Source organism: Streptomyces sp. NPDC048018 (genome assembly GCF_043202995.1).
Taxonomy (GTDB): Bacteria; Actinomycetota; Actinomycetes; order Streptomycetales; family Streptomycetaceae; genus Streptomyces.
In genome coordinates, this window is sequence record NZ_JBIDBK010000004.1 from 382,822 (window position 1) to 406,894 (window position 24,073).

The 24,073-nt window shown below is 69.2% G+C and carries 21 protein-coding genes and 1 tRNA gene; 12 read left to right on the plus strand and 10 right to left on the minus strand.

The window, feature by feature from the left end; genetic code table 11:
- Window positions 1-40: 40 nt before the first annotated feature.
- The 10 genes from ACGF1Z_RS17680 to ACGF1Z_RS17725 all read left to right on the plus strand — a co-directional run bounded on the left by ACGF1Z_RS17680 (window position 41) and on the right by ACGF1Z_RS17725 (window position 8,373).
- Window positions 41-964: a phage distal tail protein gene (locus tag ACGF1Z_RS17680; RefSeq protein WP_393004831.1), complete on the plus strand. Its 924-nt coding sequence runs from the start codon at window positions 41-43 to the stop codon at window positions 962-964.
- A gap of 59 nt (window positions 965-1,023) precedes the next feature.
- Window positions 1,024-2,220 carry a hypothetical protein gene (locus ACGF1Z_RS17685; protein WP_393004833.1) on the plus strand — a complete coding sequence of 399 codons (1,197 nt, stop codon included), beginning with the start codon at window positions 1,024-1,026 and terminating at the stop codon, window positions 2,218-2,220.
- A gap of 31 nt (window positions 2,221-2,251) precedes the next feature.
- Window positions 2,252-3,466: a hypothetical protein gene (locus tag ACGF1Z_RS17690; RefSeq protein ID WP_393004835.1), complete on the plus strand. Its 1,215-nt coding sequence runs from the start codon at window positions 2,252-2,254 to the stop codon at window positions 3,464-3,466.
- A 46-nt stretch (window positions 3,467-3,512) separates the two neighbouring features.
- The gene (locus tag ACGF1Z_RS17695; protein WP_393004837.1) at window positions 3,513-4,649 is read left to right on the plus strand and encodes a hypothetical protein; all 1,137 of its coding nucleotides are present in this window, start codon (window positions 3,513-3,515) and stop codon (window positions 4,647-4,649) included.
- A gap of 12 nt (window positions 4,650-4,661) precedes the next feature.
- Entirely contained in the window at window positions 4,662-5,765 is a 1,104-nt protein-coding gene (locus tag ACGF1Z_RS17700; RefSeq protein WP_393004839.1) for a hypothetical protein, read from the plus strand.
- Window positions 5,765-6,337 carry a hypothetical protein gene (locus tag ACGF1Z_RS17705; protein ID WP_393004841.1) on the plus strand — a complete coding sequence of 191 codons (573 nt, stop codon included), beginning with the start codon at window positions 5,765-5,767 and terminating at the stop codon, window positions 6,335-6,337. The genes ACGF1Z_RS17700 and ACGF1Z_RS17705 overlap by 1 nt, the downstream gene beginning before the upstream one ends.
- 22 nt (window positions 6,338-6,359) lie before the next feature.
- A complete protein-coding gene (locus ACGF1Z_RS17710; RefSeq protein WP_393004843.1) occupies window positions 6,360-6,746 on the plus strand; it encodes an ATP-binding protein in 387 nt (128 codons plus the stop codon).
- Window positions 6,747-6,878: 132 nt separating this feature from the next.
- Entirely contained in the window at window positions 6,879-7,787 is a 909-nt protein-coding gene (locus ACGF1Z_RS17715) for a peptidoglycan-binding protein (protein ID WP_393004845.1), read from the plus strand.
- A gap of 42 nt (window positions 7,788-7,829) precedes the next feature.
- Entirely contained in the window at window positions 7,830-8,123 is a 294-nt protein-coding gene (locus tag ACGF1Z_RS17720; protein ID WP_393004847.1) for a hypothetical protein, read from the plus strand.
- Complete coding sequence (locus ACGF1Z_RS17725; protein WP_393004849.1) at window positions 8,110-8,373, plus strand: hypothetical protein; 264 nt, start codon at window positions 8,110-8,112, stop codon at window positions 8,371-8,373. Before ACGF1Z_RS17720 ends, ACGF1Z_RS17725 begins: the two co-directional genes overlap by 14 nt.
- Before the next feature lie 68 nt (window positions 8,374-8,441).
- On the opposite strand, the gene ACGF1Z_RS17730 is transcribed toward ACGF1Z_RS17725, so the two are convergent.
- The 9 genes from ACGF1Z_RS17730 to ACGF1Z_RS17770 form a co-directional block, all read right to left on the minus strand.
- A complete protein-coding gene (locus ACGF1Z_RS17730) occupies window positions 8,442-12,341 on the minus strand; it encodes a DNA-directed RNA polymerase subunit beta' (protein WP_393004851.1) in 3,900 nt (1,299 codons plus the stop codon).
- A gap of 100 nt (window positions 12,342-12,441) precedes the next feature.
- Window positions 12,442-15,924 (minus strand): DNA-directed RNA polymerase subunit beta, encoded by a 3,483-nt coding sequence (gene rpoB, locus ACGF1Z_RS17735; RefSeq protein ID WP_393004853.1) that lies wholly within the window; start codon window positions 15,922-15,924, stop codon window positions 12,442-12,444.
- 544 nt (window positions 15,925-16,468) lie between these two features.
- Complete coding sequence (gene rplL, locus ACGF1Z_RS17740; protein ID WP_393004855.1) at window positions 16,469-16,852, minus strand: 50S ribosomal protein L7/L12; 384 nt, start codon at window positions 16,850-16,852, stop codon at window positions 16,469-16,471.
- A 120-nt stretch (window positions 16,853-16,972) separates the two neighbouring features.
- Complete coding sequence (gene rplJ, locus ACGF1Z_RS17745; RefSeq protein ID WP_376635336.1) at window positions 16,973-17,503, minus strand: 50S ribosomal protein L10; 531 nt, start codon at window positions 17,501-17,503, stop codon at window positions 16,973-16,975.
- Between the two features lie 382 nt (window positions 17,504-17,885).
- Window positions 17,886-18,614 (minus strand): 50S ribosomal protein L1, encoded by a 729-nt coding sequence (gene rplA / locus ACGF1Z_RS17750; protein ID WP_376635334.1) that lies wholly within the window; start codon window positions 18,612-18,614, stop codon window positions 17,886-17,888.
- Window positions 18,615-18,721: 107 nt separating this feature from the next.
- Window positions 18,722-19,156, minus strand: a complete 435-nt coding sequence (rplK, locus tag ACGF1Z_RS17755; protein ID WP_030494213.1) for a 50S ribosomal protein L11 — start codon at window positions 19,154-19,156, stop codon at window positions 18,722-18,724.
- Window positions 19,157-19,315: 159 nt separating this feature from the next.
- Entirely contained in the window at window positions 19,316-20,221 is a 906-nt protein-coding gene (gene nusG, locus ACGF1Z_RS17760) for a transcription termination/antitermination protein NusG (RefSeq protein ID WP_393004858.1), read from the minus strand.
- A 44-nt stretch (window positions 20,222-20,265) separates the two neighbouring features.
- Window positions 20,266-20,550 (minus strand): preprotein translocase subunit SecE, encoded by a 285-nt coding sequence (gene secE / locus ACGF1Z_RS17765; protein ID WP_393004860.1) that lies wholly within the window; start codon window positions 20,548-20,550, stop codon window positions 20,266-20,268.
- 110 nt (window positions 20,551-20,660) lie between these two features.
- Window positions 20,661-20,733, minus strand: a tRNA-Trp gene (locus ACGF1Z_RS17770).
- Between the two features lie 225 nt (window positions 20,734-20,958).
- On the opposite strand from ACGF1Z_RS17770, the gene ACGF1Z_RS17775 reads away from it, so the two are divergent.
- Together ACGF1Z_RS17775 and ACGF1Z_RS17780 are read left to right on the plus strand one after the other, a co-directional pair.
- Window positions 20,959-22,185, plus strand: a complete 1,227-nt coding sequence (locus tag ACGF1Z_RS17775) for a pyridoxal phosphate-dependent aminotransferase (protein ID WP_393004862.1) — start codon at window positions 20,959-20,961, stop codon at window positions 22,183-22,185.
- A 127-nt stretch (window positions 22,186-22,312) separates the two neighbouring features.
- Window positions 22,313-23,344 carry an adenosine deaminase gene (locus ACGF1Z_RS17780; RefSeq protein WP_393004864.1) on the plus strand — a complete coding sequence of 344 codons (1,032 nt, stop codon included), beginning with the start codon at window positions 22,313-22,315 and terminating at the stop codon, window positions 23,342-23,344.
- A 61-nt stretch (window positions 23,345-23,405) separates the two neighbouring features.
- Here ACGF1Z_RS17780 and ACGF1Z_RS17785 read toward each other — a convergent pair whose 3' ends face one another.
- Entirely contained in the window at window positions 23,406-24,011 is a 606-nt protein-coding gene (locus tag ACGF1Z_RS17785) for a TetR/AcrR family transcriptional regulator (protein ID WP_393004866.1), read from the minus strand.
- Window positions 24,012-24,073: the final 62 nt, after the last annotated feature.

Consider the following 24,073-nt stretch of genomic DNA (forward strand, 5'->3'; position numbering starts at 1 on the left):
CCCGCCAACCCGCCCTCCTCAGAAGTGAGGTGACGGCCCCATGGCCGAGACCACCACCGCATACGCCGGAAACGCCTACACCGCCGACCTCGCGCCCGGCTCGCTGATCACCCAGGACGGGCAGATCCAGTGGGCCGGGCTTCTCATCGGCCCCGGCACGCCGTTCAACATCGACAAGTCCGGTCTCACCGGCTGGGAGGACCTCCCGGAGTACGACGCCTCCGACGCCGAGCGGCCCACCTCGCACGGCTCCTGGCCCGGTTCCCGGTACGCCAAGCCGCGCAAGATCGGCGGCACGATCGTGCTGGTGCCGGAGTTCAACGGCGTCCCCGAGGCCGTCCGCGCGCTGCGCCAGGCGCTCGCCCTGCTCGACGAGGAGCGCTGGCTCACCGTACGGCTGCACGGCGAACTGCTCGCCGTGCGGGCCCGGATCGCCCAGCGGGTGGTCCCGGCCGACCAGGGCTTCGCCACCCAGGGCAGCTCGAAGATGTCGATCCAGTGGCTGGCCTCCGACCCGCGGCGCTACGCCGTCAACGAGCAGGTCGCCACGACCACCCCTCCGCAGCCGGAGTCCGGCCTGACCTGGCCGCTGACCTGGCCGCTCAACTGGGGCCAGGCCAAGTCCACCGGTGACGCCGTCGCCGAGAACACCGGCTCCGCCCCCACCCACCCGGTGATCGTCTTCCGCGGCCCGTGCTCCATGCCGACCGTCACCGAGCGGGTCAGCAGGCGCCGGCTGCGGTACGCGATCGACCTGGCCGCAGGCGACGAACTCGTCATCGACACCGCCAACGGCACGGTGATGCTCAACAGCAGCGCGTCCCGTCGGCACACCGCGATGGCCGACTCCAGCCCCGAGGAGCTGTTCCTGCTCGAACCGGGGCGCACCGAGCTGTCCTTCCGGGCCGACGCGTCGACCCCGGACGCCCTGATGACGGTCCGCTGGCGCAGCGCCGAATGGTGACCCGGGGCCCTGCCCGGTGAACCGGTTCCCCATCCACCCCCTCCAGAAGAGGTGAACCCATGACCGTACGGGCCGCCTGGCTCACGCCCACGGGCCAGACCCGCGAGGACACCCGTCTCACCCTGGCCGCGCTGCTCACCCCGAGCGGCCAGAGCCCGGAGGAGACCCCGCTGCGTTCCCGGCCGGGCATCGTGCCGGGCGGCTTCGTCCTGACCGGGACCGCCGCCATGCAGTGCACGATCGGCACGGGGCGCGCGATCGTCCAGGGCAACGACACCCGTCAGGGTGCCTACCTGGTGAGCGCGGTCGCTCCCGAGACCGTCACCATCACCGACGGCGACCCCCAGTACGACCGGATCGATCTGATCGAACTGGCCGTCGTCGACGACGACTACGACAAGACCGGCACCACCGCGGCCGTCGTCCGCCTGGTCAGGGGAACGCCCGCCGCGACGCCTGTCGTCCCGGCGAGCGGTCCGGGCAGCACCATGCCGCTGTACTCGGTCCGGGTCCCGAAGGGCACCTCGGCCGGCACCGGCGGCATCGCCTGGACCTCCGGCGGCGCGACCACCCTGCACTGGCCGGTCGTGGCGCTCGGCGGCATCATGCCGACCACCGGCTTCAAGGGCGCCTACGTCGGCCAGTACCGCGACGCCGGGAGCTTCCTCCAGCGCTGGGACGGGACGACGTGGGTGTCGTATCCCAAGGCGCTCGGCGGCATCGCGCCCAGCTTCGTCACGGTCGGCAGCTACACCGGCCAGTACCGGGACGACGGCAGCGCCCTGCAGCGCTGGGACGGATCGGCCTGGCAGTACGCGCAGGGCGCGGCGACCGTCCTGTTCAGCGCCTCGCAGTTGCTGGCGACCCAGCAGCAGAGCATCAGCCCCGCCACCTGGACCACCGTCAGCCTGCCGAACGTCGACGTGGACGACACCAGCGGCTTCAACGGGACGACCACCTACGTCGTCCCGCGCACCGGCTGGTGGCGGGTCTCCGGGCTCGTGGCCTGGGTCAACGACGCCCAGACGGGCATGCGCGGCGCCCGCATCCTCGTCAACGGCGCCGGCGTGAACCGCACGACCTGGCTCCTGCCGGCCGGCAACGGCGCCGTCACCGTCGGCGGCAGCGGCCTGATCCGACTCACCGCGGGCAACACGCTGCAGCTCGCCGCCTACCACTCCCACACGGCGCCGGTGAAGACGCTCGGCGGTTCGGGCTACGCCTGCAACCTCTCCGCCGAGTGGATCAAGCCCTGACGCCCCTCGACTCCCCCGATAGGAGAACACCATGAACCTGCGCAGCAGCTGGGTCGCCGAGACCGGCCAGACCCGCGAGGACACCCGCCTCAACCAGGTCGGCGCGACCACCATGATCAACCCGGTGCAGGTCCGCTCCGGCATCCTGCCCGGCTCCTACGACGGCAAGTACCGGCTGTCCGGCTTCTGGATGGACGGCGCCTCCGCCATGACCGCCACCGTCTCCGAGGGCCGCGCGGTCATCCAGGGAGACATCTCGCAGGGCGTCTTCCCGGTGTCCCTGCCGGTCTCGGAGCAGGTCACCTTCGCCGCGGGCGAGGGCTACGCCCGCATCGACCTGGTCGTCCTGAAGGTCTACGACAAGCTCTACGACGGCGGCACCCGCAACGAGGCCGTCATCGAGATCGTCAAGGGCATCGCGGAGCAGACCCCGAAGGCCCCGCCGACCCCGGCGCGCAGCCTCCCGCTGTACCAGGTGACGGTGCCGGCCGGGGCCAGCGCGGGCAACGGCGGCATCCCGTGGGCCACCGCCCTGAAGGACCTGCGCACGCCGGTCGTCTCGGTCGGCGGCATCCTCCCGGTCGAGGGCCAGGTGCTGCCGGGCGCCCACCCGGGCCAGTACCAGGACACCGCGGACGGGCAGTTCCAGCGCTGGGACGGCGGCAAGTGGGTGGCCTACCCGGCGGCGGTCGGCGGCATCATCCCCGCCTCCGCCGCCACCACCCAGGCCAGCTACACCGGCCAGTACCGGGCCTCCGCGCCGGGCCCGCTGCAGCGCTGGGACGGTGCGAAGTGGGCTCCCGCCTACCCGGGTCCGTACTTCAACGACTCGCTCGACGCCGGCTACACCACCTCCACCACCTACGTGACCACGCTGCTGGAGCGGGCCGAGAACCCGCTGTCGGTGACCTTCGTGGCCCCCGAGTCGCGGCAGGCGATCCTCACCTTCGGTTCCCGGATGGAGCTGAGCCTGGCCTCCGGCACCACGGGCATCGCCAGCTCGGCCTACATGTGCGTCCGGATCATGCAGGGCACCACCGTCCACCGCGACCTGGACGACGAACTGGCCGCCGTCGCCTCCAAGTCGGCCGATCCGACGGACGCGTTCTCCTCCTCGACGACCCAGCGCCTGCACAGCCTGACGCCGGGCGCCACGTACACCGTCACCGCGTACTACCGCAGCACCAACACCAACGTGAAGGCCTGGTTCGACAACACCTTCATCCAGGTCACCCCGCAGTACTGAGCCGGCGAGGCCGCCGCCCGACCGCCCTTTTCCCCAGGAGATCTCCATGCCCGTACGCTCCGGCTGGCTGCTGCCCACCGGTCAGACCCGCCAGAACACCCGCATCACCGCCCTCGGGGCCGCCACCCCCGCGAACCCCCTCGCCTCCCGCTCCGGCATCCTGCCCGGCACGTACGACGGCAAGTACCGCGTCGGCGGCCTGTGGATGACCGGCACCGGCCCGATGACGGCCACCGTCTACCACGGAAAGGCCGTCGTCCAGGGCGCCACCACCGACGGTGCCTACCCGGTCGCCCTCGACGAGGACATCACCATCACCTTCGGCGACGGCGACCCGCTCAACCCGCGCATCGACCTGGTCGTGCTGCGCGTGTACGACAACGACGTCGACACCCTGGGCAAGTACGAGGCCGGGATCGAGATCGTCAAGGGAACGCCGAAGGCGGTGCCGGAGGTGCCGGCCGCGCCCGCCCGCTCCCTGGCGCTGTTCTCCGTGCTGGTCAAGAAGGGCGCGTCGGCCGGCACCGGCGGCATCGACTGGGCCGGCGGCGCCTCCACCGACCTGCGCACGACCGTGGTCTCCGCGGGCGGCATCCTGCCCGTCTACAACAACGCCGGCGTCGCCGGCTCCTACCCGGGCCAGTACCAGGACAACGACAACGCCCACTTCCTGCAGCGCTGGGACGGCACGGCCTGGGTCGCCTACCCGAAGGAGATCGGCGGCATCGCGCCCAGCGGCACCGTCGCCACCGGCAGTTACAGCGGGCAGTACCGCGACAACGGCGGAAACCTGCAGCGCTGGAACGGCACCGCGTGGGTGAACTACGCCTCCACCGAGGTCGAGACCACCACCACCGGTGCGACGGCGCTCCCCAACTGGTCGCTGGTGGGCTTCTCCGCCCGCAGGACCAAGACCGGCCTGTGCAGCCTGTCCGTCTCGGTCACCCGTACCGGCGCGCAGGTCAACGCCGACAGCGCGGGCAACATCAGCGACGAGCCGCTGGTCGTACTGCCCTCCGGCTGGCGCCCCGCCATCTCCATGGAGGCGGTCGCCTGCGACGGCTTCGGCTCCGGCGCCGCCTACCTCAGCGCCAACGGCCAGATCGACCTGCGCACCTGGTCCTCCAACGGTGCGCTCGCCGCCGGGCGGAACATCCGCGTCTCCGCCACCTTCGTCCTGTAAGGAGGCCCGCCCATGGCCATCGACACGCCCTACCGGGCCATCTTCTGCGACCTGATCACCGATCAGACCATCGACATCCTGCCGCTGCGGGACGTCTCCTTCGACGACTACATCGGCAAGGCCGGCTCCCTGTCCGGCACCATCCCCATCCCCAACAAGGAGATCGCCGACCGGGTCAAGAAGGTCCGCGAGGGCCGGACCGCGGTCTACCTGGAGCGCGGCGGCGACCTGTGGTGGGGCGGCATCATCTGGACCACCACGCTGCAGTCCAGCGGCCGCGGGGTGCTGACCCTCGGCATCCAGGCCGCCACCTTCGACTCGTACGCCGGCCGCCGCCGGATCCGGGCCGACCTGACCTACACCGACACCGACCAGCTGGAGATCGCCCGCGGTCTGTGGCGGGAGATGACCACGAAGAACGCCGCCTGCTTCAAGGTCGCCTTCGGCGAGGAGCAGTCCGACGTCCTGCGGACGATGAGCTGGCGCGACGGCGACGAGGTGGTCTACCTGGAGGCCCTGGACCAGCTGGCCGGCCTCCAGGACGGCTTCGAGTACCAGTTCCTGGTCTACCGCGACCCGTCCAGCGGCGAGCGCATCCGGCAGCTGCGGCTCGGCCACCCGAAGATCCGCACCGGCGCCACCGACCTGCTCTTCGACCGGCCCGGCGTGATCCTGTCGTACTCCTTCCCCTACGACGCGACCCGCGGCGGCACCACGGCCGTGGCGCGCGGCGCCTCCGCCGGCGGCAACGCCGGCCAGGAGTCACGGCCGCTGATCTCCGCCCCGCAGGAGCTGGCGACCGAGCTGCTGAGCGACGGCTGGCCGCTGATCGACCTGTCCTCGGACCACAACGAGATCAGCGACCAGCTGACGCTGAACGCCCTGGCCAAGGCGGAGCTCGACGCGGCTCGCGGACCCGTCGTGATCCCGGCGGTCAGCATCCACCTCGGCGGGATCGTCCCGCCCGCCCTGATCGGACGGGTGGCCCGGATCCGGATCACCGACGAGTGGTTCTCCGGGGGCCTCGACGCCCGCTACCGCATCATCGGCATCAAGATCACCCCGCCGGAACGCGGCCGTCCCGACACCGCCGAGCTCTACCTTGAGGAGGCCTGATGCCCCAGCTGCCCGAGGACATCATCGACCGGCTGAACCAGATGGAACGCCGGATCAAGGCCCTGTCGACGGCCGTGAACGTCCGGCCCGCCGTGAGCGAGATCCGCCCGCCCAAGCAGAGCGGCACCGTCACCAACGCCCGGCCGCTCTTCCGGATCTTCGACGGCTACGACCACGAGATCTTCGCCGACGACATCATGACGGGCGGTCTCGCCCGGCCCTGGCTGCATCTGATGCCGCCGGTCCCGACCGACCCCACCCGGTGGCCCTCCACCACGAGCGCGAGCTTCACCACCATCGCCCGCTCCTTCAACCCCGTCTGGCAGCCGAAGCTGCGCCTGGCCCTCAGCACGGCGGCATCCGCCGGCGCCACCGGCCAGGTGCGGGTCATGGTCGACGACGTGCAGTTCGGTCCCACCGTCACGGCCGGCAACACCTTCGACCACCTCGCCCTGATCCCCGGCGACATGAAGACCAAGTTCGGCACCACGATGAAGATCGAGATCCAGGCCCTGGCCGGCGGCGGCACGGTCTACGCCCAGCCCACCCTCATCTACGGCACCCAGACCTGATCCGGCCACCGAGGAGCACACCATGAACATCGACCCGAACCAGCCCTGGGGCGTGGCCATCGACTACGCGGGCCGCGCCACCGTCGTCGAGAACGGGCACACCCTCGCCGTCCGTGTCTTCGACAACAGCCTCGGCGGCTCCGTGGAGCGGGACCCCGTCACCGGCCAGTACCCGTCGGTGTACGTCACCGCCCAGTTCTCCGAGTACGGCGACGGGGACTCCGTGCTGCGCGCCTCCGGCACGATCACGATCGCCGGCCAGAACGGCAGCCCGGTCGTCCCCGACCGCACGGCCGTCCAGCGGGCGGTGGCGGCCGCCCTCGCCGACTTCGAGGAGCGGCGGCTCGCCTACGCCAAGCTGAGCGCCAACTGGGCCCCGGCCCCGCCGCCCGAGACCCCCGTCCCGTAATACCCCCGCCCCACCCCGCCCGCCCCGCGCCGACCGAACGGCCGGGGTTTTCTCATGCCCGAGAACCCGGGATGCCGGAGCCCCGGACCGACGGAGCCCCGGCATCCCGGCATCCCTGCCCGGAGGACACAGATGGCCACTCCCCTCTCCGCGGACCGGTTGGTCGCCGCGCTCCGCGCCGAAGGCGTCACCGTCGTCGAGCACGACGGCTGGCGCGCCCACAACCGCAACGGCCACGGCGCCTGGGGCCCCGTGGTCGGCGTGGTGATCCACCACACCGTCTCCAGCGGCACCGCCAACACCGTCGAGCTCTGCTACAACGGCTACGAGGGTCTGCCCGGCCCGCTGTGCCACGGCGTCATCGCCAAGGACGGCACGGTCCACCTGGTCTCCAGCGGCCGCGCCAACCACGCCGGCGGCGGCGACCCGTCCGTCCTCCAGGCCGTGATCAGCGAGACCTACGGGGTGCGGCCGCCCGTCCCCCGCGAGCACCAGGGCAGCGCGGGCGCCGTCGACGGCAACTCCCGCTTCTACGGCTTCGAGTGCATCAACCTCGGCAACGGCAGCGACCCCTGGCCCGCCGCACAGCTCGACGCCATCGAACGGGTGTCCGCGGCGCTGTGCCGTGCGCACGGCTGGGGCGCCAAGTCCGTGATCGGCCACTCCGAGTGGTCCGACTGGAAGAACGACCCGCGCGGCTTCGGCATGCCGGGCATGCGGGACCGGGTGCAGAAGCGCCTCGGCTCCGCCCCCGCCGCCAAGCCCACCGCCCCGAAGCCGACCGCCCCGCGCTACCAGCCGTTCCCCGGGACCGCCTTCTTCCGGACCACCCCGAGTTCCGCCGTCGTCACCGCGATGGGCCGCCGGCTGGTCGCCGAGGGCTGCGGCCGCTACCAGACCGGTCCCGGCCCGCGCTGGTCCGAGGCCGACCGCCGGTCGTACGCCGCCTGGCAGCACAAGCTCGGCTTCCGCGGCTCCGACGCCGACGGCTGGCCCGGCGCCGCGTCCTGGAACGCGCTCAAGGTGCCGTTCGTGCAGTAGCCCCACCGTCGCCACAGCTCCCCCACGCAAGGAGAACCACCCATGTCCGAAGCCGCCAAGCGCACGGCCCGCACCGTTCTGCAGACCGCCGTCGGCATCGCCGTCGTGCTGCCCGCGCTCGTCGACGCCTCCGGCATCCCCGCCACCCTCCCCTGGGTCGCGGGAGCCCTCGCCGTCGCGGGCGCCCTCGCCCGCGTCATGGCCTTCCCGGGCCTCCAGGCGCTGCTGCCCTCGTGGCTGCGCACCGTCCCGGAGGCGCAGGCCCCGGCGCTCGCCCCGGTACCGGCGCTCCTCCCGGAGGACCTCCCGGAGGCGGCGGCCGATGACCGAGTCTGACCCGAACGACCCGGTCGCCGTCGCCCTCGAACTGGAGCGGCTGCGCGGCACCCTGGAGGCCGGCTTCGCCCGGGTCGACGGCTCGCTCGCCCTACTCGTGCAGCGCAGCGACCAGACCGACCGGCAGCTCGCCGACCACGAGGCCCGGCTCGACGAGCTGGAACGCTCCCGCTGGCCGCTGGCCAGCATCGGCGCCCTCGCCGCGATCGCGACCGTCGTGGTCGCCGCCTGGGAACTGACCGCGCGCTGACGCTTCCCGGAAACGCCGAAGGGCGGCACCCCCGTGGGGGTGCCGCCCTTCTTTCGCGTTCCTACGCCTTACTGGTTGTACGGACCGTAGTCGTAGTCCTCCAGCGGGACGGCCTGGCCGGAGCCGGTGCCGAACGGCGAGTAGTCGATGTCGTCGTAGCCGACGGCCGAGTACATCGCGGCCTTGGCCTCCTCGGTCGGCTCGACCCGGATGTTGCGGTAGCGGGACAGACCCGTACCGGCCGGGATGAGCTTACCGATGATGACGTTCTCCTTGAGGCCGATGAGGCTGTCGGACTTGGCGTTGATCGCCGCATCCGTCAGGACTCGGGTCGTCTCCTGGAAGGAGGCGGCCGACAGCCAGGACTCCGTCGCCAGCGAGGCCTTGGTGATACCCATCAGCTGCGGACGGCCGGAGGCCGGGTGGCCGCCTTCCTGGACCACACGACGGTTCTCGGTCTCGAACTTCGAGCGCTCGACGAGCTCGCCCGGCAGCAGCTCCGCGTCGCCGGACTCGATGATCGTCACGCGGCGCAGCATCTGCCGGATGATGATCTCGATGTGCTTGTCGTGGATCGACACGCCCTGCGAGTTGTAGACCTTCTGGACCTCGGCGACCAGGTGGACCTGGACGGCACGCTGGCCGAGGATGCGCAGCACGTCGTGCGGGTTGGTGGCACCCACGGTGAGCTTCTGACCCACCTCGACGTGGTCGCCCTCGCCCACGAGCAGACGGGCACGCTTCGAGATCGGGAACGCCGTCTCGTCGCTGCCGTCGTCCGGGGTGACGACGATCTTCTTGGTCTTCTCGGTCTCCTCGATGCGGACGCGACCGGCCGCCTCGGAGATCGGGGCGACACCCTTGGGCTGACGGGCCTCGAAGAGCTCGACGACACGCGGCAGACCCTGGGTGATGTCGTCACCGGCCACACCACCGGTGTGGAAGGTACGCATCGTCAGCTGGGTACCGGGCTCACCGATGGACTGGGCGGCGATGATGCCGACCGCCTCACCGATGTCGACCAGCTTGCCGGTGGCCAGCGAGCGGCCGTAGCAGAAGGCACAGGTGCCGACGGCCGACTCACAGGTCAGGACCGAGCGGGTCTTGACCTCCTCGACGCCCGCGTTGACCAGGGCGTCGATGAGCACGTCACCCAGGTCGACGTTGGCCGGCGCGATGACCTTGCCGTCCACGACGACGTCCTCGGCGAGCATCCGCGCGTACACGGAGGTCTCGACGTCGTCCGTCTTGCGCAGCGAACCGTCCGCACCGCGCTCGGCGATCTTCAGCTTCAGACCGCGCTCGGTGCCGCAGTCCTCCTCGCGGATGATCACGTCCTGCGAGACGTCCACCAGACGACGGGTCAGGTAACCCGAGTCGGCGGTACGCAGGGCGGTGTCGGCGAGACCCTTACGGGCACCGTGCGTCGAGATGAAGTACTCGAGGACGGTGAGGCCCTCACGGAAGGACGCCTTGATCGGACGCGGGATGGTCTCGTTCTTGGCGTTCGACACCAGACCACGCATACCGGCGATCTGCCGCATCTGCATCATGTTTCCTCGGGCACCCGAGTCAACCATCATGAAGATGGGGTTCGTCTTGGGGAAGTTCGCGTTCATCGCCTCGGCGACCTCGTTGGTCGCCTTGGTCCAGATCGCGATGAGCTCCTGCGTGCGCTCTTCCTTGGTGATCAGACCGCGCTCGTACTGCTTCTGGACCTTCTCGTCCTGCGCCTCGTAGCCCGCGACGATCTCCTTCTTCGCCTCGGGAACGACGACGTCGGAGATGGCCACGGTGACACCGGAACGGGTCGCCCAGTAGAAGCCGGCCGCCTTCAGGTTGTCGAGCGTCGCCGCCACGATGACCTTGGGGTAGCGCTCGGCGAGGTCGTTGACGATCTCGGAGAGCTGCTTCTTGCCGACGGAGTAGTCGACGAACGGGTAGTCCTCGGGCAGCAGCTCGTTGAAGAGCGCGCGGCCCAGGGTCGTCCGCAGGCGGAACGAGTCACCCTGCTGCCACTCCGGCTCGCCCTCCTCGGCGACCGGGGGAACCCAGCCGCGCGGCGGGACGGTGCCGATCGGGAAGCGGATGTCGATCGGGGACTGCAGCGCCAGCTCGCCGGCGTCGAACGCCATGATCGCCTCGGCCGTGGAGCCGAACGCGCGGCCCTCGCCCTTGGTGTCACGCAGCTCGCCGTCGGTGGTGAGGAAGAACAGACCGAGGACCATGTCCTGGGTCGGCATCGTCACCGGACGGCCGTCGGCGGGCTTGAGGATGTTGTTCGAGGACAGCATCAGGATGCGGGCCTCGGCCTGCGCCTCCGCGGAGAGCGGCAGGTGCACGGCCATCTGGTCACCGTCGAAGTCCGCGTTGAAGGCGGTGCAGACGAGCGGGTGGATCTGGATGGCCTTGCCCTCGACCAGCTGCGGCTCGAAGGCCTGGATGCCGAGGCGGTGCAGCGTGGGCGCACGGTTCAGCAGGACCGGGTGCTCGGCGATGACCTCTTCGAGGACGTCGTACACGACCGTGCGGCCGCGCTCGACCATCCGCTTCGCCGACTTGATGTTCTGCGCGTGGTTCAGGTCGACCAGGCGCTTCATCACGAACGGCTTGAAGAGCTCCAGCGCCATGGCCTTCGGCAGACCGCACTGGTGCAGCTTCAGCTGCGGGCCGACGACGATGACGGAACGCGCGGAGTAGTCCACGCGCTTGCCGAGCAGGTTCTGACGGAATCGACCCTGCTTGCCCTTCAGCATGTCGCTGAGGGACTTCAGCGGACGGTTGCCGGGGCCCGTGACCGGGCGACCGCGACGGCCGTTGTCGAAGAGGGCGTCGACCGCCTCCTGGAGCATCCGCTTCTCGTTGTTCACGATGATCTCGGGGGCACCGAGGTCGAGCAGACGCTTCAGACGGTTGTTGCGGTTGATCACACGGCGGTACAGGTCGTTCAGGTCGGAGGTCGCGAAGCGGCCACCGTCGAGCTGCACCATCGGACGCAGGTCCGGCGGGATGACCGGCACGCAGTCGAGAACCATGCCCTTGGGGCTGTTCGCGGTCTGCAGGAACGCGGAGACGACCTTGAGGCGCTTGAGCGCGCGGGTCTTCTTCTGGCCCTTGCCGGTGCGGATGATCTCGCGGAGCTTCTCGGCCTCCTCCTCGAGGTCGAAGGACTCCAGGCGCTTCTGCAGCGCCGCGGCACCCATCGAGCCGTCGAAGTACGTGCCGAAGCGGTCACGCAGCTCGCGGTAGAGGAGCTCGTCGCCCTCCAGGTCCTGGACCTTGAGGTTCTTGAAGCGGGTCCACACCTCGTCGAGGCGGTCGATCTCGCGCTGCGCGCGGTCGCGCAGCTGCTTCATCTCGCGCTCGGCACCCTCGCGCACCTTGCGGCGCACGTCGGCCTTGGCGCCCTCGGCCTCGAGCTCGGCCAGGTCGGACTCGAGCTTCTTGGCGCGGTTCTCCAGGTCGGAGTCGCGACGGTTCTCGATCTGCTGACGCTCGACGGAGACGTGGGCCTCCAGCGACGGCAGGTCACGCGTGCGGCGCTCGTCGTCGACGTACGTGATCATGTACGCCGCGAAGTAGATGACCTTCTCGAGGTCCTTCGGGGCGAGGTCGAGCAGGTAGCCAAGACGCGACGGAACGCCCTTGAAGTACCAGATGTGGGTGACGGGAGCGGCGAGCTCGATGTGGCCCATCCGCTCACGGCGCACCTTGGCGCGGGTGACCTCGACGCCACACCGCTCGCAGATGATGCCCTTGAAGCGGACACGCTTGTACTTGCCGCAGTAGCACTCCCAGTCCCGGGTCGGACCGAAGATCTTCTCGCAGAAGAGTCCGTCCTTCTCGGGCTTCAGGGTGCGGTAGTTGATGGTCTCCGGCTTCTTGACCTCGCCGTGGCTCCACTGACGGATGTCGTCAGCGGTGGCCAGACCGATCCGGAGCTCGTCGAAGAAGTTGACGTCGAGCACTATGCGTCAATCCCTCTCAGGGTTGTAAGGCTGTGGGTCTGATACGGGGGTCCTGGGGCCGGCCGGGGGCTCATTCGCTGAGCCCCCGACCGAACTCCCGTCAGACCTCTTCGACGCTGCTCGGCTCGCGCCGGGACAGGTCGATGCCGAGCTCCTCCGCTGCGCGGAAGACGTCCTCGTCGGTGTCGCGCATCTCGATGGACATGCCGTCCGAGGACAGCACCTCCACGTTGAGGCACAGGGACTGCATCTCCTTGATGAGCACCTTGAAGGACTCGGGGATGCCGGGCTCAGGGATGTTCTCGCCCTTGACGATGGCCTCGTAGACCTTCACGCGGCCGGTCACGTCGTCGGACTTGATCGTCAGCAGCTCCTGGAGGGCGTAGGCGGCGCCGTACGCCTCGAGCGCCCACACCTCCATCTCACCGAAGCGCTGGCCACCGAACTGGGCCTTACCACCCAGCGGCTGCTGGGTGATCATCGAGTACGGACCGGTCGAACGCGCGTGGAGCTTGTCGTCGACCAGGTGGTGGAGCTTGAGGATGTACATGTACCCGACCGAGATCGGGTCCGGGAACGGCTCGCCGGAGCGGCCGTCGAACAGGCGCGCCTTGCCGGACGGGAGCACCATGCGCTCGCCGTCGCGGTTCGGGATGGTGTGCTGGAGCAGACCCGCGAGCTCGTCCTCACGCGCACCGTCGAAGACCGGGGTGGCGACGTTGGTGCCGGGGGCGACCTGGTCGGCACCGATGGCCTGGAGGCGCTGCGCCCACTCGTCGGCGAGACCGGAGACGTCCCAGCCGCGGCTGGCGAGCCAGCCGAGGTGGATCTCCAGGACCTGTCCCGGGTTCATTCGGGACGGGACGCCGAGCGGGTTGAGGATGATGTCGACCGGGGTGCCGTCCTCGAGGAAGGGCATGTCCTCGATCGGGAGGATCTTGGAGATGACACCCTTGTTGCCGTGACGGCCGGCGAGCTTGTCACCGTCGGTGATCTTGCGCTTCTGGGCGACGTAGACGCGGACCAGCTGGTTCACGCCCGGGGGAAGCTCGTCGCCCTCCTCGCGGTCGAAGACGCGGACGCCGATGACCTTGCCGGTCTCGCCGTGCGGGACCTTCAGCGAGGTGTCACGGACCTCACGGGCCTTCTCACCGAAGATCGCGCGGAGCAGGCGCTCCTCCGGGGTCAGCTCGGTCTCACCCTTCGGGGTGACCTTGCCGACCAGGATGTCGCCGGCGACGACCTCGGCACCGATGCGGATGATGCCGCGCTCGTCGAGGTCGGCCAGGACCTCCTCGGAGACGTTCGGGATGTCCCGGGTGATCTCCTCGGGGCCGAGCTTGGTGTCACGGGCGTCGACCTCGTGCTCCTCGATGTGGATCGAGGAGAGGACGTCGTCCTGCACGAGGCGCTGCGACAGGATGATCGCGTCCTCGTAGTTGTGACCCTCCCACGGCATGAACGCCACGAGCAGGTTCTTGCCGAGGGCCATCTCGCCCTCTTCGGTCGCCGGACCGTCGGCGAGGACCTGGCCCTCGATGACCCGGTCGCCCTCGTTGACGACGACCTTCTGGTTGACCGAGGTGCCCTGGTTCGAGCGGGAGAACTTGTGCAGGCGGTACGTGTTGTACGTGCCGTCGTCGTTGGCGACCGTGACGTAGTCGGCGGAGAGCTCCTGGACCACGCCGGCCTTGTCGGCCTTGAGCACGTCGCCGGCGTCGGTGGCGCAGCGGTACTCCATGCCGGTGCCGACGAGCGGGGCCTCCGACTTAATCAGCGGAACGGCCTGACGCATCATGTTCGCGCCCATGAGGGCACGGTTGGCGTCGTCGTGCTCGAGGAACGGGATCATGGCGGTCGCGACCGACACCATCTGGCGCGGCGAGACGTCCATGTAGTCGACGTCGGTCGGCGGGACGTAGTCGACCTCGCCGCCACGGCGGCGGACCAGAACGCGGGGCTCGGTGAACTGGAGCTCGTCGTTCAGGGTCGCGTTCGCCTGGGCGATGACGAAGCGGTCCTCCTCGTCGGCCGTGATGTAGTCGACCTCGTCGGTGACCTGGCCGTCGACGACCTTGCGGTACGGCGTCTCGATGAAGCCGAACGCGTTGACGCGGCCGTACGAGGCGAGCGAACCGATCAGACCGATGTTCGGGCCTTCGGGGGTCTCGATCGGGCACATGCGTCCGTAGTGGGACGGGTGCACGTCTCGGACCTCGAAGCCGGCCCGCTCACGGGACAGACCACCGGGACCCAGCGCCGAGAGACGCCGCTTGTGCGTCAGACCCGACAGCGGGTTGTTCTGGTCCATGAACTGCGACAGCTGGCTGGTGCCGAAGAACTCCTTGATGGAGGCGACGACCGGCCGGATGTTGATCAGGGTCTGCGGCGTGATCGCCTCGACGTCCTGGGTGGTCATGCGCTCGCGCACGACGCGCTCCATACGGGCCAGACCCGTGCGGACCTGGTTCTGGATGAGCTCGCCGACGTTGCGCAGACGACGGTTGCCGAAGTGGTCGATGTCGTCGGTCTCGACGACGATCTCCCGGCCCGACTCGCCGATCGTCTCGGTCTCGCCCGCGTGGAGCTTCACCAGGTACTTGATCGTGGCGATGATGTCGTCGGTGGTCAGGACACCGGCGTCCAGCGGCTCGTCCGCGCCGAGCTTCTTGTTCACCTTGTAGCGGCCGACCTTCGCGAGGTCGTAGCGCTTCGGGTTGAAGTAGAGGTTCTCGAGCAGCGTCTGAGCGGCCTCGCGGGTCGGCGGCTCGCCCGGACGGAGCTTGCGGTAGATGTCGAGCAGCGCGTCGTCCTGGCCCTGGGTGTGGTCCTTCTCCAGGGTGGCGCGCATGGACTCGTACTCGCCGAACTCCTGCAGGATCTGCTCGGTGGTCCAGCCGAGCGCCTTGAGGAGGACGGTGACGGACTGCTTGCGCTTGCGGTCGATGCGCACACCGACCATGTCGCGCTTGTCGATCTCCATCTCCAGCCAGGCACCCCGGGACGGGATGATCTTGGCGGAGAAGATGTCCTTGTCGGACGTCTTGTCGATGGAGGAGTCGAAGTAGACGCCAGGGGAACGGACCAGCTGCGACACGACGACACGCTCGGTGCCGTTGATGACGAAGGTGCCCTTGTTGGTCATGAGCGGGAAGTCGCCCATGAAGACCGTCTGGGACTTGATCTCGCCGGTCTCGTTGTTCGTGAACTCGGCGGTCACGAAGAGCGGGGCACCGTAGGTGAAGTCACGGTCCTTGCACTCGTCGATCGAGTTCTTCGGGGGCTCGAAACGGTGGTCGCGGAAGGTCAGCGACATCGACCCGGAGAAGTCCTCGATCGGGGAGATCTCCTCGAAGATCTCCTCCAGACCCGACTTCGTGGGGACGTCCTGTCCCGACTCAAGGGCGGCCTCGACGCGAGCCTTCCACGCGGCGTTGCCGAGCAGCCAGTCGAAGCTCTCGGTCTGGAGCGCGAGGAGGTTCGGAACCTCGAGGGGCTCCTTGATCTTTGCAAAGGAGATGCGCAGCGGGGCGGTGCTGGCGCCGTTGTTCGTATTGGTCGAGGCGTTGCGCGAGGCGGCCAAGAGGGGGTCCTTCCGAGGGCTCGGACTCACTACGCGCGTACCGGTCCCTTGCTGAGCCCCGTGGAAGACGACTCCCGATATGGCCAAGAGACCAGGTCAGAGTGGGTCGACCAGCGAAGCGGATGCGAGGGGATGCCCCTGGTGACGGGCAGGGGGCAGCTAACAGGCAGCGCAAAGGGTCAGTGTAGCCACTTGGCCCACTGATGTCCAGGGCGAGTTCTTCGCATCCCTCGTTGTTCTCAACTCCGCGGTACCTCGCGCCGTGTGGCGCACCTCGATACTGCCCGTTCGGTCGCCGATCCATGCCTCGGATTCGGATCGTTGTGACGACGCGTCCTGAGAATTGCGCGCTGCGTGCGGTTCGTCAAGGCCCCCGCCTCTGCGCGGCGCACGGCGAAGATCACCATACTCCGCTTCCCCGGGCCCGGACGACCGCCGCCACGCGGGTCCGGGAACGCCGAAAGGCGACCACCCAGATGGATGATCGCCTTTCACGCTGCAAGCGTTACACGCTCAACAGAGGAGTCGCTGACGCGACGAGGTGTTACTTGACCTCGACGGAGGCGCCGGCGCCCTTGAGGGCCTCGGCGGCCTTCTCGGCGGCGTCCTTGGCAACCTTCTCGAGGACCGGCTTCGGGGTGCCGTCGACGAGGTCCTTGGCCTCCTTCAGACCCAGGGAGGTCAGCTCACGCACGACCTTGATGACCTGGATCTTCTTGTCGCCGGCGCCGGTGAGGATGACGTCGAACTCGTCCTTCTCCTCGACGGTCTCGGCCGGGCCACCCTGGGCCGGGCCGGCGGCAACGGCGACGGCCGCGGCGGCGGTGACGTCGAACTTCTCCTCGAACGCCTTCACGAACTCGGAGAGCTCGATGAGGGTCATCTCCTCGAACTGCGCGAGCAGGTCATCCTGAGAGAGCTTCGCCATGATGGGCGATCCTTCCACTAATTCGGCAGGTGCCGGATGTACATGTGAGGCGGGCGTACGTTCGGCCCGCTGCGACCCGCGCCGCCCCTGTGGGCGGTCCGGATCATTGCGCGAGCCGAGTTACTCGGCACCGCCCTGCTCGGCCTGCTTGGCACGAAGCGCGTCCACGGTGCGGACGAGCTTCGACGGCAGCGCCTGGAAGAGCTGAGCAGCCTGGGACTGCTTGCCCTTGAAGGCACCGGCCAGCTTGCTGAGCAGAACCTCGCGGGACTCGAGGTCCGCAAGCTTCTTGATGTCGTCGGCGGAGAGAGCCTTACCGTCAAGGACACCGGCCTTGATGATGAGGTTCGGGTTCTCCTTGGCGAAGTCACGCAGAGCCTTCGCCGACTCCACCGGGTCACCGGTGACGAAGGCGACCGCGGTCGGACCAGCGAAGTGCTCGTCCAGTGCGGTGATCCCGGCCTCGTTGGCCGCAATCTTGGTCAGCGTGTTCTTCACCACGGCGTACTGGGCGTTCTCACCGAGCGAACGACGCAGCGTCTTGAGCTGCGCCACGGTGAGACCCCGGTACTCGGTCAGCACAGCGGCGTTCGAGCCACGGAACTGGTCCGCGAGCTCGGCCACCGAGGCAGCCTTGTCGGGCCTTGCCATAGAGCGTCGGCCTCCTTCCGGGTGATGGGACCGCTCGGAAGGGGCTGAACAAAACAGAACGCCCCGGGCGCAGGCGCACGGGGCTCAGCTCGACCGAATCTCGGAGGATCCGGGAACTCATCCACGATCACCTGCGCGGGTCGTTCGCATATACAGCGAATCCTTCGGTCACCGCACCCTCACAGGCACAGCGACGACCAGCGGTCTTTGGCTTCTTCGAAAGCGTACGTGATACCCCGGGCGGGGTGCAAATCGCCTCTGTACGGGCGGGGACGGCCGGCCCGGGCCCGCAGACGCGAAACCGCCCCCCATGCCTCCGGAGAGGCGTGAGGGGCGGCTTCCAGGACGCTGGAGCCCTACGAGGGCTCCTGAGCCGTCAGGCTCAGACCGCGGCCGGGTCCTCCTCGACGAGGAGGTTGCGGGTGCGGTTCGAGTCGACCGGAATGCCGGGGCCCATCGTGGTGCTGATGGCGGCCTTCTTGATGTAGCGACCCTTGGCGGCGGACGGCTTCAGACGGAGGATCTCCTCCAGGGCCGCGCCGTAGTTCTCCACCAGCTTGGTGTCGTCGAAGGACACCTTGCCGATGATGAAGTGCAGGTTCGAGTGCTTGTCGACGCGGAACTCGATCTTGCCGCCCTTGATGTCGTTGACAGCCTTGGCGACATCGGGGGTGACGGTGCCGGTCTTCGGGTTCGGCATGAGACCACGCGGGCCGAGGACGCGGCCGAGGCGGCCGACCTTGCCCATGAGGTCCGGGGTGGCGACGACGGCGTCGAACTCGTTCAGGCGGTTGCCCTTGGAGATCTCGTCGATGAGCTCGTCGGAGCCGACGATGTCGGCGCCCGCGGCGATCGCGGCCTCGGCACGGTCACCGGTCGCGAAGACCAGGACCCGGGCGGTCTTACCGGTGCCGTGCGGAAGGTTCACGGTGCCACGGACCATCTGGTCGGCCTTGCGCGGGTCGACACCCAGACGGAAGGCCACCTCGACGGTGCTGTCGAACTTGGTGGTGGAGGTCTCCTTGGCGAGACGGACGGCCTCGAGCGGGGCGTAGAGCTTCTCCCGGTCGATCTTGGCGTCCGCAGCGCGGAGGGACTTGCTGCGCTTCACTGCTACTCCTGTGCAGTTACACCATGCGGCTGTCGCCGCGTGGCAGGTATGGAGTCGTGGTGCGGGCCGGCGCGGGCCCTACCACTGAAGGACTACGGGGGGGGTGATCAGCCCTCGACCGTGATGCCCATGGAGCGGGCGGTGCCAGCGATGATCTTGGACGCGGCGTCCAGGTCGTTGGCGTTGAGGTCGGGCATCTTGGTGGTGGCGATCTCGCGGACCTGCGCCTCGGTGATCTTGGCGACCTTGGTCTTGTGCGGCTCGCCGGAGCCCTTCTCCACACCCGCGGCCTTGAGGATCATCTTGGCGGCCGGCGGAGTCTTGGTGATGAAGGTGAAGGAACGGTCCTCGTAGACCGTGATCTCCACCGGGATGACCCAACCGCGCTGCGACTCGGTCGCGGCGTTGTAGGCCTTGCAGAACTCCATGATGTTGACGCCGTGCTGACCCAGCGCGGGGCCGACCGGCGGGGCCGGGTTGGCCGCACCGGCGTTGATCTGGAGCTTGATAAGCCCCGTGACCTTCTTCTTCTTGGGAGGCATTGCTCTCTCCGGGTCCTAGTGAGAGTTTTCAGCCGATCCATCCGGTCATCCGGATGGAGGCATACCGCACAACGATAACGGGTATAGCTGCGCGTCCAAAAACCGAGCAGGTCAGAGCGGCTGTCACAGCCCCTCTGACCTGTCCGGAAACTTGAGTCGTCAGTTCTTCTGGATCTGGTCGAAGCTGAGCTCGACCGGGGTCTCGCGACCGAAGATCTCGACGAGGCCCTTGACCTTCTTCGAGTCGGCGTTGATCTCGTTGATCGTGGCCTGCAGGGTGGCGAAGGGGCCGTCGGTGACGGTGACCGAGTCGCCCACCTCGAAGTCCAGGACCTCGACGGTGACCTTGCGGGCCGGCGCCGGCTTGCCCTCGGCCTCGGCGGCCTCGCGGGCGGCCTTCTCCTCGGCCTCGGGGGCGAGCATCTTGACGATCTCGTCCAGGGTCAGCGGGTACGGGTCGTAGGCGTTGCCCACGAAGCCGGTGACGCCGGGCGTGTTGCGGACGACGCCCCAGGACTCGTTCGTCAGGTCCATCCGGACGAGCACGTAGCCGGGCAGCTTGTTCTGCCGGACGTTCTTGCGCTCGCCGTTCTTGATCTGGACGATCTCTTCCTCGGGGACCTCGGCCTGGTAGATGAACTCCTCGACGTTCAGCGAGACGGCACGCTGCTCGAGGTTGGCCTTCACGCGCTTCTCGTAGCCCGCGTAGGTGTGGATCACGTACCACTCGCCGGGCAGGGTGCGGAGCTCCTCGCGGAGGGCGGCGATGGGGTCGACCGGAGCGGCGGGCTCGGCGTCCTCGGCCTCTTCCGCGGCCTCCTCGGCCTCTTCCTCGGCGGCCTCGACGTCGGCGACCTCGGTGCCGTCGTCCTCGGTGTCCTCGTCCTCGACGTCGGGCTCGGCGTCGGCCTCGACCTCGTCGGGCTCGGCGGCCTCGACCTCGTCGGGCTCGCCGGCCTCGGCGTCCGCAGCCTCGGCCTGGTCCTCGTCGGCCGCCTCGACGATGTCGAGCTCGTCCTCGACGGACTCGGTCTCGAAGGCGTCGTTCAGGTTCGCGTCAGACACGGTGGCTGCTTCTTCCTGCGATACAGATGGGGTGGAACAAAAAGTCAGCCGAAGACGTACTTGACTGCTTCCTGGAAGCCATAGTCAATCACGGTCACAAGGCCGATCATGATGACAACGAAGACAATCACCACGCTGGTGTACGACGTCAGCTGGCTACGAGTGGGCCAGACGACCTTGCGGAGTTCCGCGATGACCTGGCGGTAGAAAAGGGCGAGACGGCCCAGAGGGCCCTTCTTCCCGCGCTTGCCGCCCTTGCGGGTCTTCTTCGACTCCGGAGCGGCGTCCTCGGCATCAGGCATGTCGATGGAGCCTACGGCATCCGTCACGATGTCTCACCTGATTCCGGGTCGTGGCCGTGCCGCGCCCGGATCGGGTGGAGCCGCACGGCGGTGCAATGAAGTACGTACATGCGCACACAGCCTGGCGGTGTGTGTAGCAGGGCCGGAGGGACTTGAACCCCCAACCGCCGGTTTTGGAGACCGGTGCTCTACCAATTGAGCTACGACCCTTTGTGGCTCCCCCAACCTACCGCATCGTGAGATGTGGTCGGTGCGGGCCAACGAGCAGTGAGTGTACGTGGTCAGGGGCCCTCCCGTCGAACAGGTAGCGCCCCGACCTGCCGATCGCCCGCCGCGCACACAGGAAGATCACCGCGTACGACCGGGATTGACCGTTCCTGTCCGCTCCGTGAAACCCCTGTGCCGGGCCCTGACGGGGTCTGGGACCATGGCGGCATGAGCGCTGCTACCCCTCCCACCGAGCGACGGGTCTCCGCCCGCATCGGTGCGATCTCCGAGTCCGCCACTCTCGCCGTCGACGCCAAGGCCAAGGCCCTCAAGGCCGCCGGCCGTCCGGTGATCGGTTTCGGCGCGGGTGAGCCCGACTTCCCGACGCCGGACTACATCGTCGAGGCGGCCGTCGAGGCCTGCAAGAACCCGAAGTACCACCGCTACACGCCGGCCGGCGGCCTGCCCGAGCTCAAGGCCGCCATCGCCGCCAAGACGCTCCGCGACTCCGGCTACGAGGTCGAGGCGTCCCAGATCCTGGTGACCAACGGTGGCAAGCAGGCCATCTACGAGGCGTTCGCCGCGATCCTCGACCCGGGCGACGAGGTCATCGTCCCGGCCCCGTACTGGACCACCTACCCCGAGTCGATCCGCCTCGCCGGCGGTGTCCCGGTGGAGGTCGTGGCCGACGAGACCACCGGCTACCGGGTCTCGGTGGAGCAGCTGGAGGCGGCGCGCACGGAGCGGACCAAGGTCGTCCTCTTCGTCTCCCCCTCGAACCCGACCGGCGCCGTCTACAGCGAGGCCGACGCCGAGGCCATCGGCCGCTGGGCCGTCGAGCACGGCCTGTGGGTCCTCACCGACGAGATCTACGAGCACCTGGTCTACGGCGACGCGAAGTTCACCTCGCTCCCGGCGCTGGTGCCCGAGCTGCGCGACAAGTGCATCGTCGTGAACGGCGTCGCCAAGACGTACGCCATGACCGGCTGGCGCGTGGGCTGGATCGTCGGCCCGAAGGACGTCGTGAAGGCCGCCACCAACCTGCAGTCGCACGCCACCTCCAACGTCAGCAACGTGGCGCAGGTCGCCGCGCTCGCCGCCGTCTCGGGCAACCTGGACGCGGTCGCCGAGATGCGCACCGCCTTCGACCGGCGCCGCCAGACGATCGTGCGGATGCTCAACGAGATCGAGGGCGTGTACTGCCCGACCCCCGAGGGCGCGTTCTACGCGTACCCCTCGGTGAAGGCCCTGATCGGCAAGGAGATCCGCGGCAAGCGCCCGCAGAGCTCGGTCGAGCTGGCCGCGCTGATCCTGGACGAGGCCGAGGTCGCGGTCGTCCCGGGCGAGGCCTTCGGCACGCCGGGCTACCTGCGCCTGTCGTACGCGCTGGGCGACGAGGACCTGGTGGAGGGCGTGTCCCGGATCCAGAAGCTCCTCGCGGAGGCGCGCGACTGACCGGGCGCCTCACCGGCCCTGCGGGCCCCCGCCTCTCCTGGGGCGGGGGCCCGTTTTTCCGTTCTAGCAAGGTCCCGATCGGGGAAACGGACTGTATTCGTCCATTCGGGTGCGGCAGGATCGGCCGATGGAGCACCTCTACCGCGATCTCAGCACCCTGCCGAAGGCCCACCTGCACCTGCACTTCACGGGCTCGATGCGCCCCACCACCCTGATCGAACTGGCCGACAAGTACGGGGTGCACCTCCCCGAGGCGCTCAAGAGCGGTACGCCGCCGAAGCTCCGGGCCACGGACGAGCGCGGCTGGTTCCGCTTCCAGCGGCTCTACGACATGGCCCGCTCCTGCCTGCGCGAGCCCGAGGACATCCAGCGCCTGGTGCGCGAGGCCGCCCAGGAGGACGTCCGGGACGGCTCCGGCTGGCTGGAGATCCAGGTCGACCCCACCTCGTACGCGCCGCTGCTCGGCGGTCTGATCCCGGCTCTGGAGATCATCCTGGACGCCGTGGACGCGGCCGCCCGCGACACCGGGCTCGACATGCGGGTCGTCGTCGCGGCGAACCGGATGAAGCACCCTCTGGAGGCGCGCACCCTGGCCCGGCTCGCGGTGCGGTACGCGGACCGGGGCGTGGTCGGTTTCGGACTGTCCAACGACGAGCGCCGGGGCATGGCCCGCGACTTCGACCGGGCCTTCGCCATCGCCCGCGAGGGGGGTCTGCTCGCGGCCCCGCACGGCGGGGAGCTGACCGGCCCCTCGTCCGTACGGGACTGCCTGGACGACCTGGGGGCGGCCCGGGTCGGGCACGGCGTACGGGCGGCGGAGGACCCCCGGCTGCTGCGCAAGCTCGCGGAGCGCGGGGTGACCTGCGAGGTGTGCCCGGCGTCCAACGTCGCGCTCGGCGTCTACGAGAAGCCCGAGGACGTGCCGCTGCGCACGCTCTTCGACGCGGGCGTCCCGATGGCCCTGGGCGCGGACGACCCGCTGCTCTTCGGCTCCCGGCTCGCGGCGCAGTACGAGATCGCCCGCACGCACCACGGCTTCTCGGACGCGGAGCTGGCCGAGCTGGCCCGGCAGTCCGTCCGGGGCTCGGCGGCCCCGGAGGACGTCAAGCAGAAGCTGCTCTCCGGGGTCGACGACTGGCTGGCGGTGCCGGCGGCCTGAACCCCGCTGCGGCGGCCGGGCCGGGAGGCCGCGAAGAGGGTGCGGCCCGGCGCCGGGCGGCTCAGTCGCGTACGGCGATGCCGCGCATGAGGGTGCGGGCGATCGAGCGGGCGAAGTCGTCGAGGGTCTCCGGCGGCTTGCGCTCCGGGGTCATCTCGTAGGCGAAGGCGCGCTGCACACAGGCCCCCAGGAGCAGGGCCGCGGCCGCCCGGGGGTCGGCCCCGGCGTCGATCCTGCCGTGCTCCTGCTCGGCGCGCAGGTAGCCGGCGAGGCCTTCGATGGGCTTGTGGGGGCCGGCGCCGAGCTCCCGCATGACCTCCTCGTGGCGGGCCTTGAGCTGGGGCTCGGCGTAGAGGGACGCCGCCATCGGGAAGGTCTGCTCGTAGAAGAGCGCGGCCCGGCGGGCGATCTCGGCGAGGTTCTCCTCGACTCCGCGGCCCTGGGGGTCGACCGCGAGGGTGCCGAGGAGGTCGCCGAGCCTGGGCAGCCGTTCGTTCAGGACCGTGACGAACAGCTCCTCCTTGCTCGGGAAGTACTTGTAGAGCGCGGCCTCCGAGCAGCCGGCGGCCTTCGCGATCTCCTTGGTGGTGGTGCGGGCCAGGCCGGCGGTGCGCATGAGGTCGCGCGCGGCGTCGATGATCCGGGTGCGGGTCGGCTTCTGGTCCACAGGGACTCCCGGGAAGGGCTTGACGGGTGAGTGAGGGCCCACCCACTCCAGGGGTAAGTGAA

Excerpts from the sequence above, each read along its gene's own strand:
- ACGF1Z_RS17700 (WP_393004839.1), top strand. The coding sequence starts at position 4,662 with ATGGCCATCGACACGCCCTACCGGGCCATCTTCTGCGACCTGATCACC.
- rplK (WP_030494213.1), bottom strand. The coding sequence starts at position 19,156 with ATGCCTCCCAAGAAGAAGAAGGTCACGGGGCTTATCAAGCTCCAGATC.
- ACGF1Z_RS17690 (WP_393004835.1), top strand. The coding sequence starts at position 2,252 with ATGAACCTGCGCAGCAGCTGGGTCGCCGAGACCGGCCAGACCCGCGAG.
- rplL (WP_393004855.1), bottom strand. The coding sequence starts at position 16,852 with ATGGCGAAGCTCTCTCAGGATGACCTGCTCGCGCAGTTCGAGGAGATG.
- ACGF1Z_RS17705 (WP_393004841.1), top strand. The coding sequence starts at position 5,765 with ATGCCCCAGCTGCCCGAGGACATCATCGACCGGCTGAACCAGATGGAA.
- ACGF1Z_RS17710 (WP_393004843.1), top strand. The coding sequence starts at position 6,360 with ATGAACATCGACCCGAACCAGCCCTGGGGCGTGGCCATCGACTACGCG.
- ACGF1Z_RS17775 (WP_393004862.1), top strand. The coding sequence starts at position 20,959 with ATGAGCGCTGCTACCCCTCCCACCGAGCGACGGGTCTCCGCCCGCATC.
- ACGF1Z_RS17720 (WP_393004847.1), top strand. The coding sequence starts at position 7,830 with ATGTCCGAAGCCGCCAAGCGCACGGCCCGCACCGTTCTGCAGACCGCC.
- rplJ (WP_376635336.1), bottom strand. The coding sequence starts at position 17,503 with ATGGCAAGGCCCGACAAGGCTGCCTCGGTGGCCGAGCTCGCGGACCAG.
- ACGF1Z_RS17680 (WP_393004831.1), top strand. The coding sequence starts at position 41 with ATGGCCGAGACCACCACCGCATACGCCGGAAACGCCTACACCGCCGAC.
- ACGF1Z_RS17725 (WP_393004849.1), top strand. The coding sequence starts at position 8,110 with ATGACCGAGTCTGACCCGAACGACCCGGTCGCCGTCGCCCTCGAACTG.
- ACGF1Z_RS17715 (WP_393004845.1), top strand. The coding sequence starts at position 6,879 with ATGGCCACTCCCCTCTCCGCGGACCGGTTGGTCGCCGCGCTCCGCGCC.
- ACGF1Z_RS17695 (WP_393004837.1), top strand. The coding sequence starts at position 3,513 with ATGCCCGTACGCTCCGGCTGGCTGCTGCCCACCGGTCAGACCCGCCAG.
- ACGF1Z_RS17685 (WP_393004833.1), top strand. The coding sequence starts at position 1,024 with ATGACCGTACGGGCCGCCTGGCTCACGCCCACGGGCCAGACCCGCGAG.
- ACGF1Z_RS17780 (WP_393004864.1), top strand. The coding sequence starts at position 22,313 with ATGGAGCACCTCTACCGCGATCTCAGCACCCTGCCGAAGGCCCACCTG.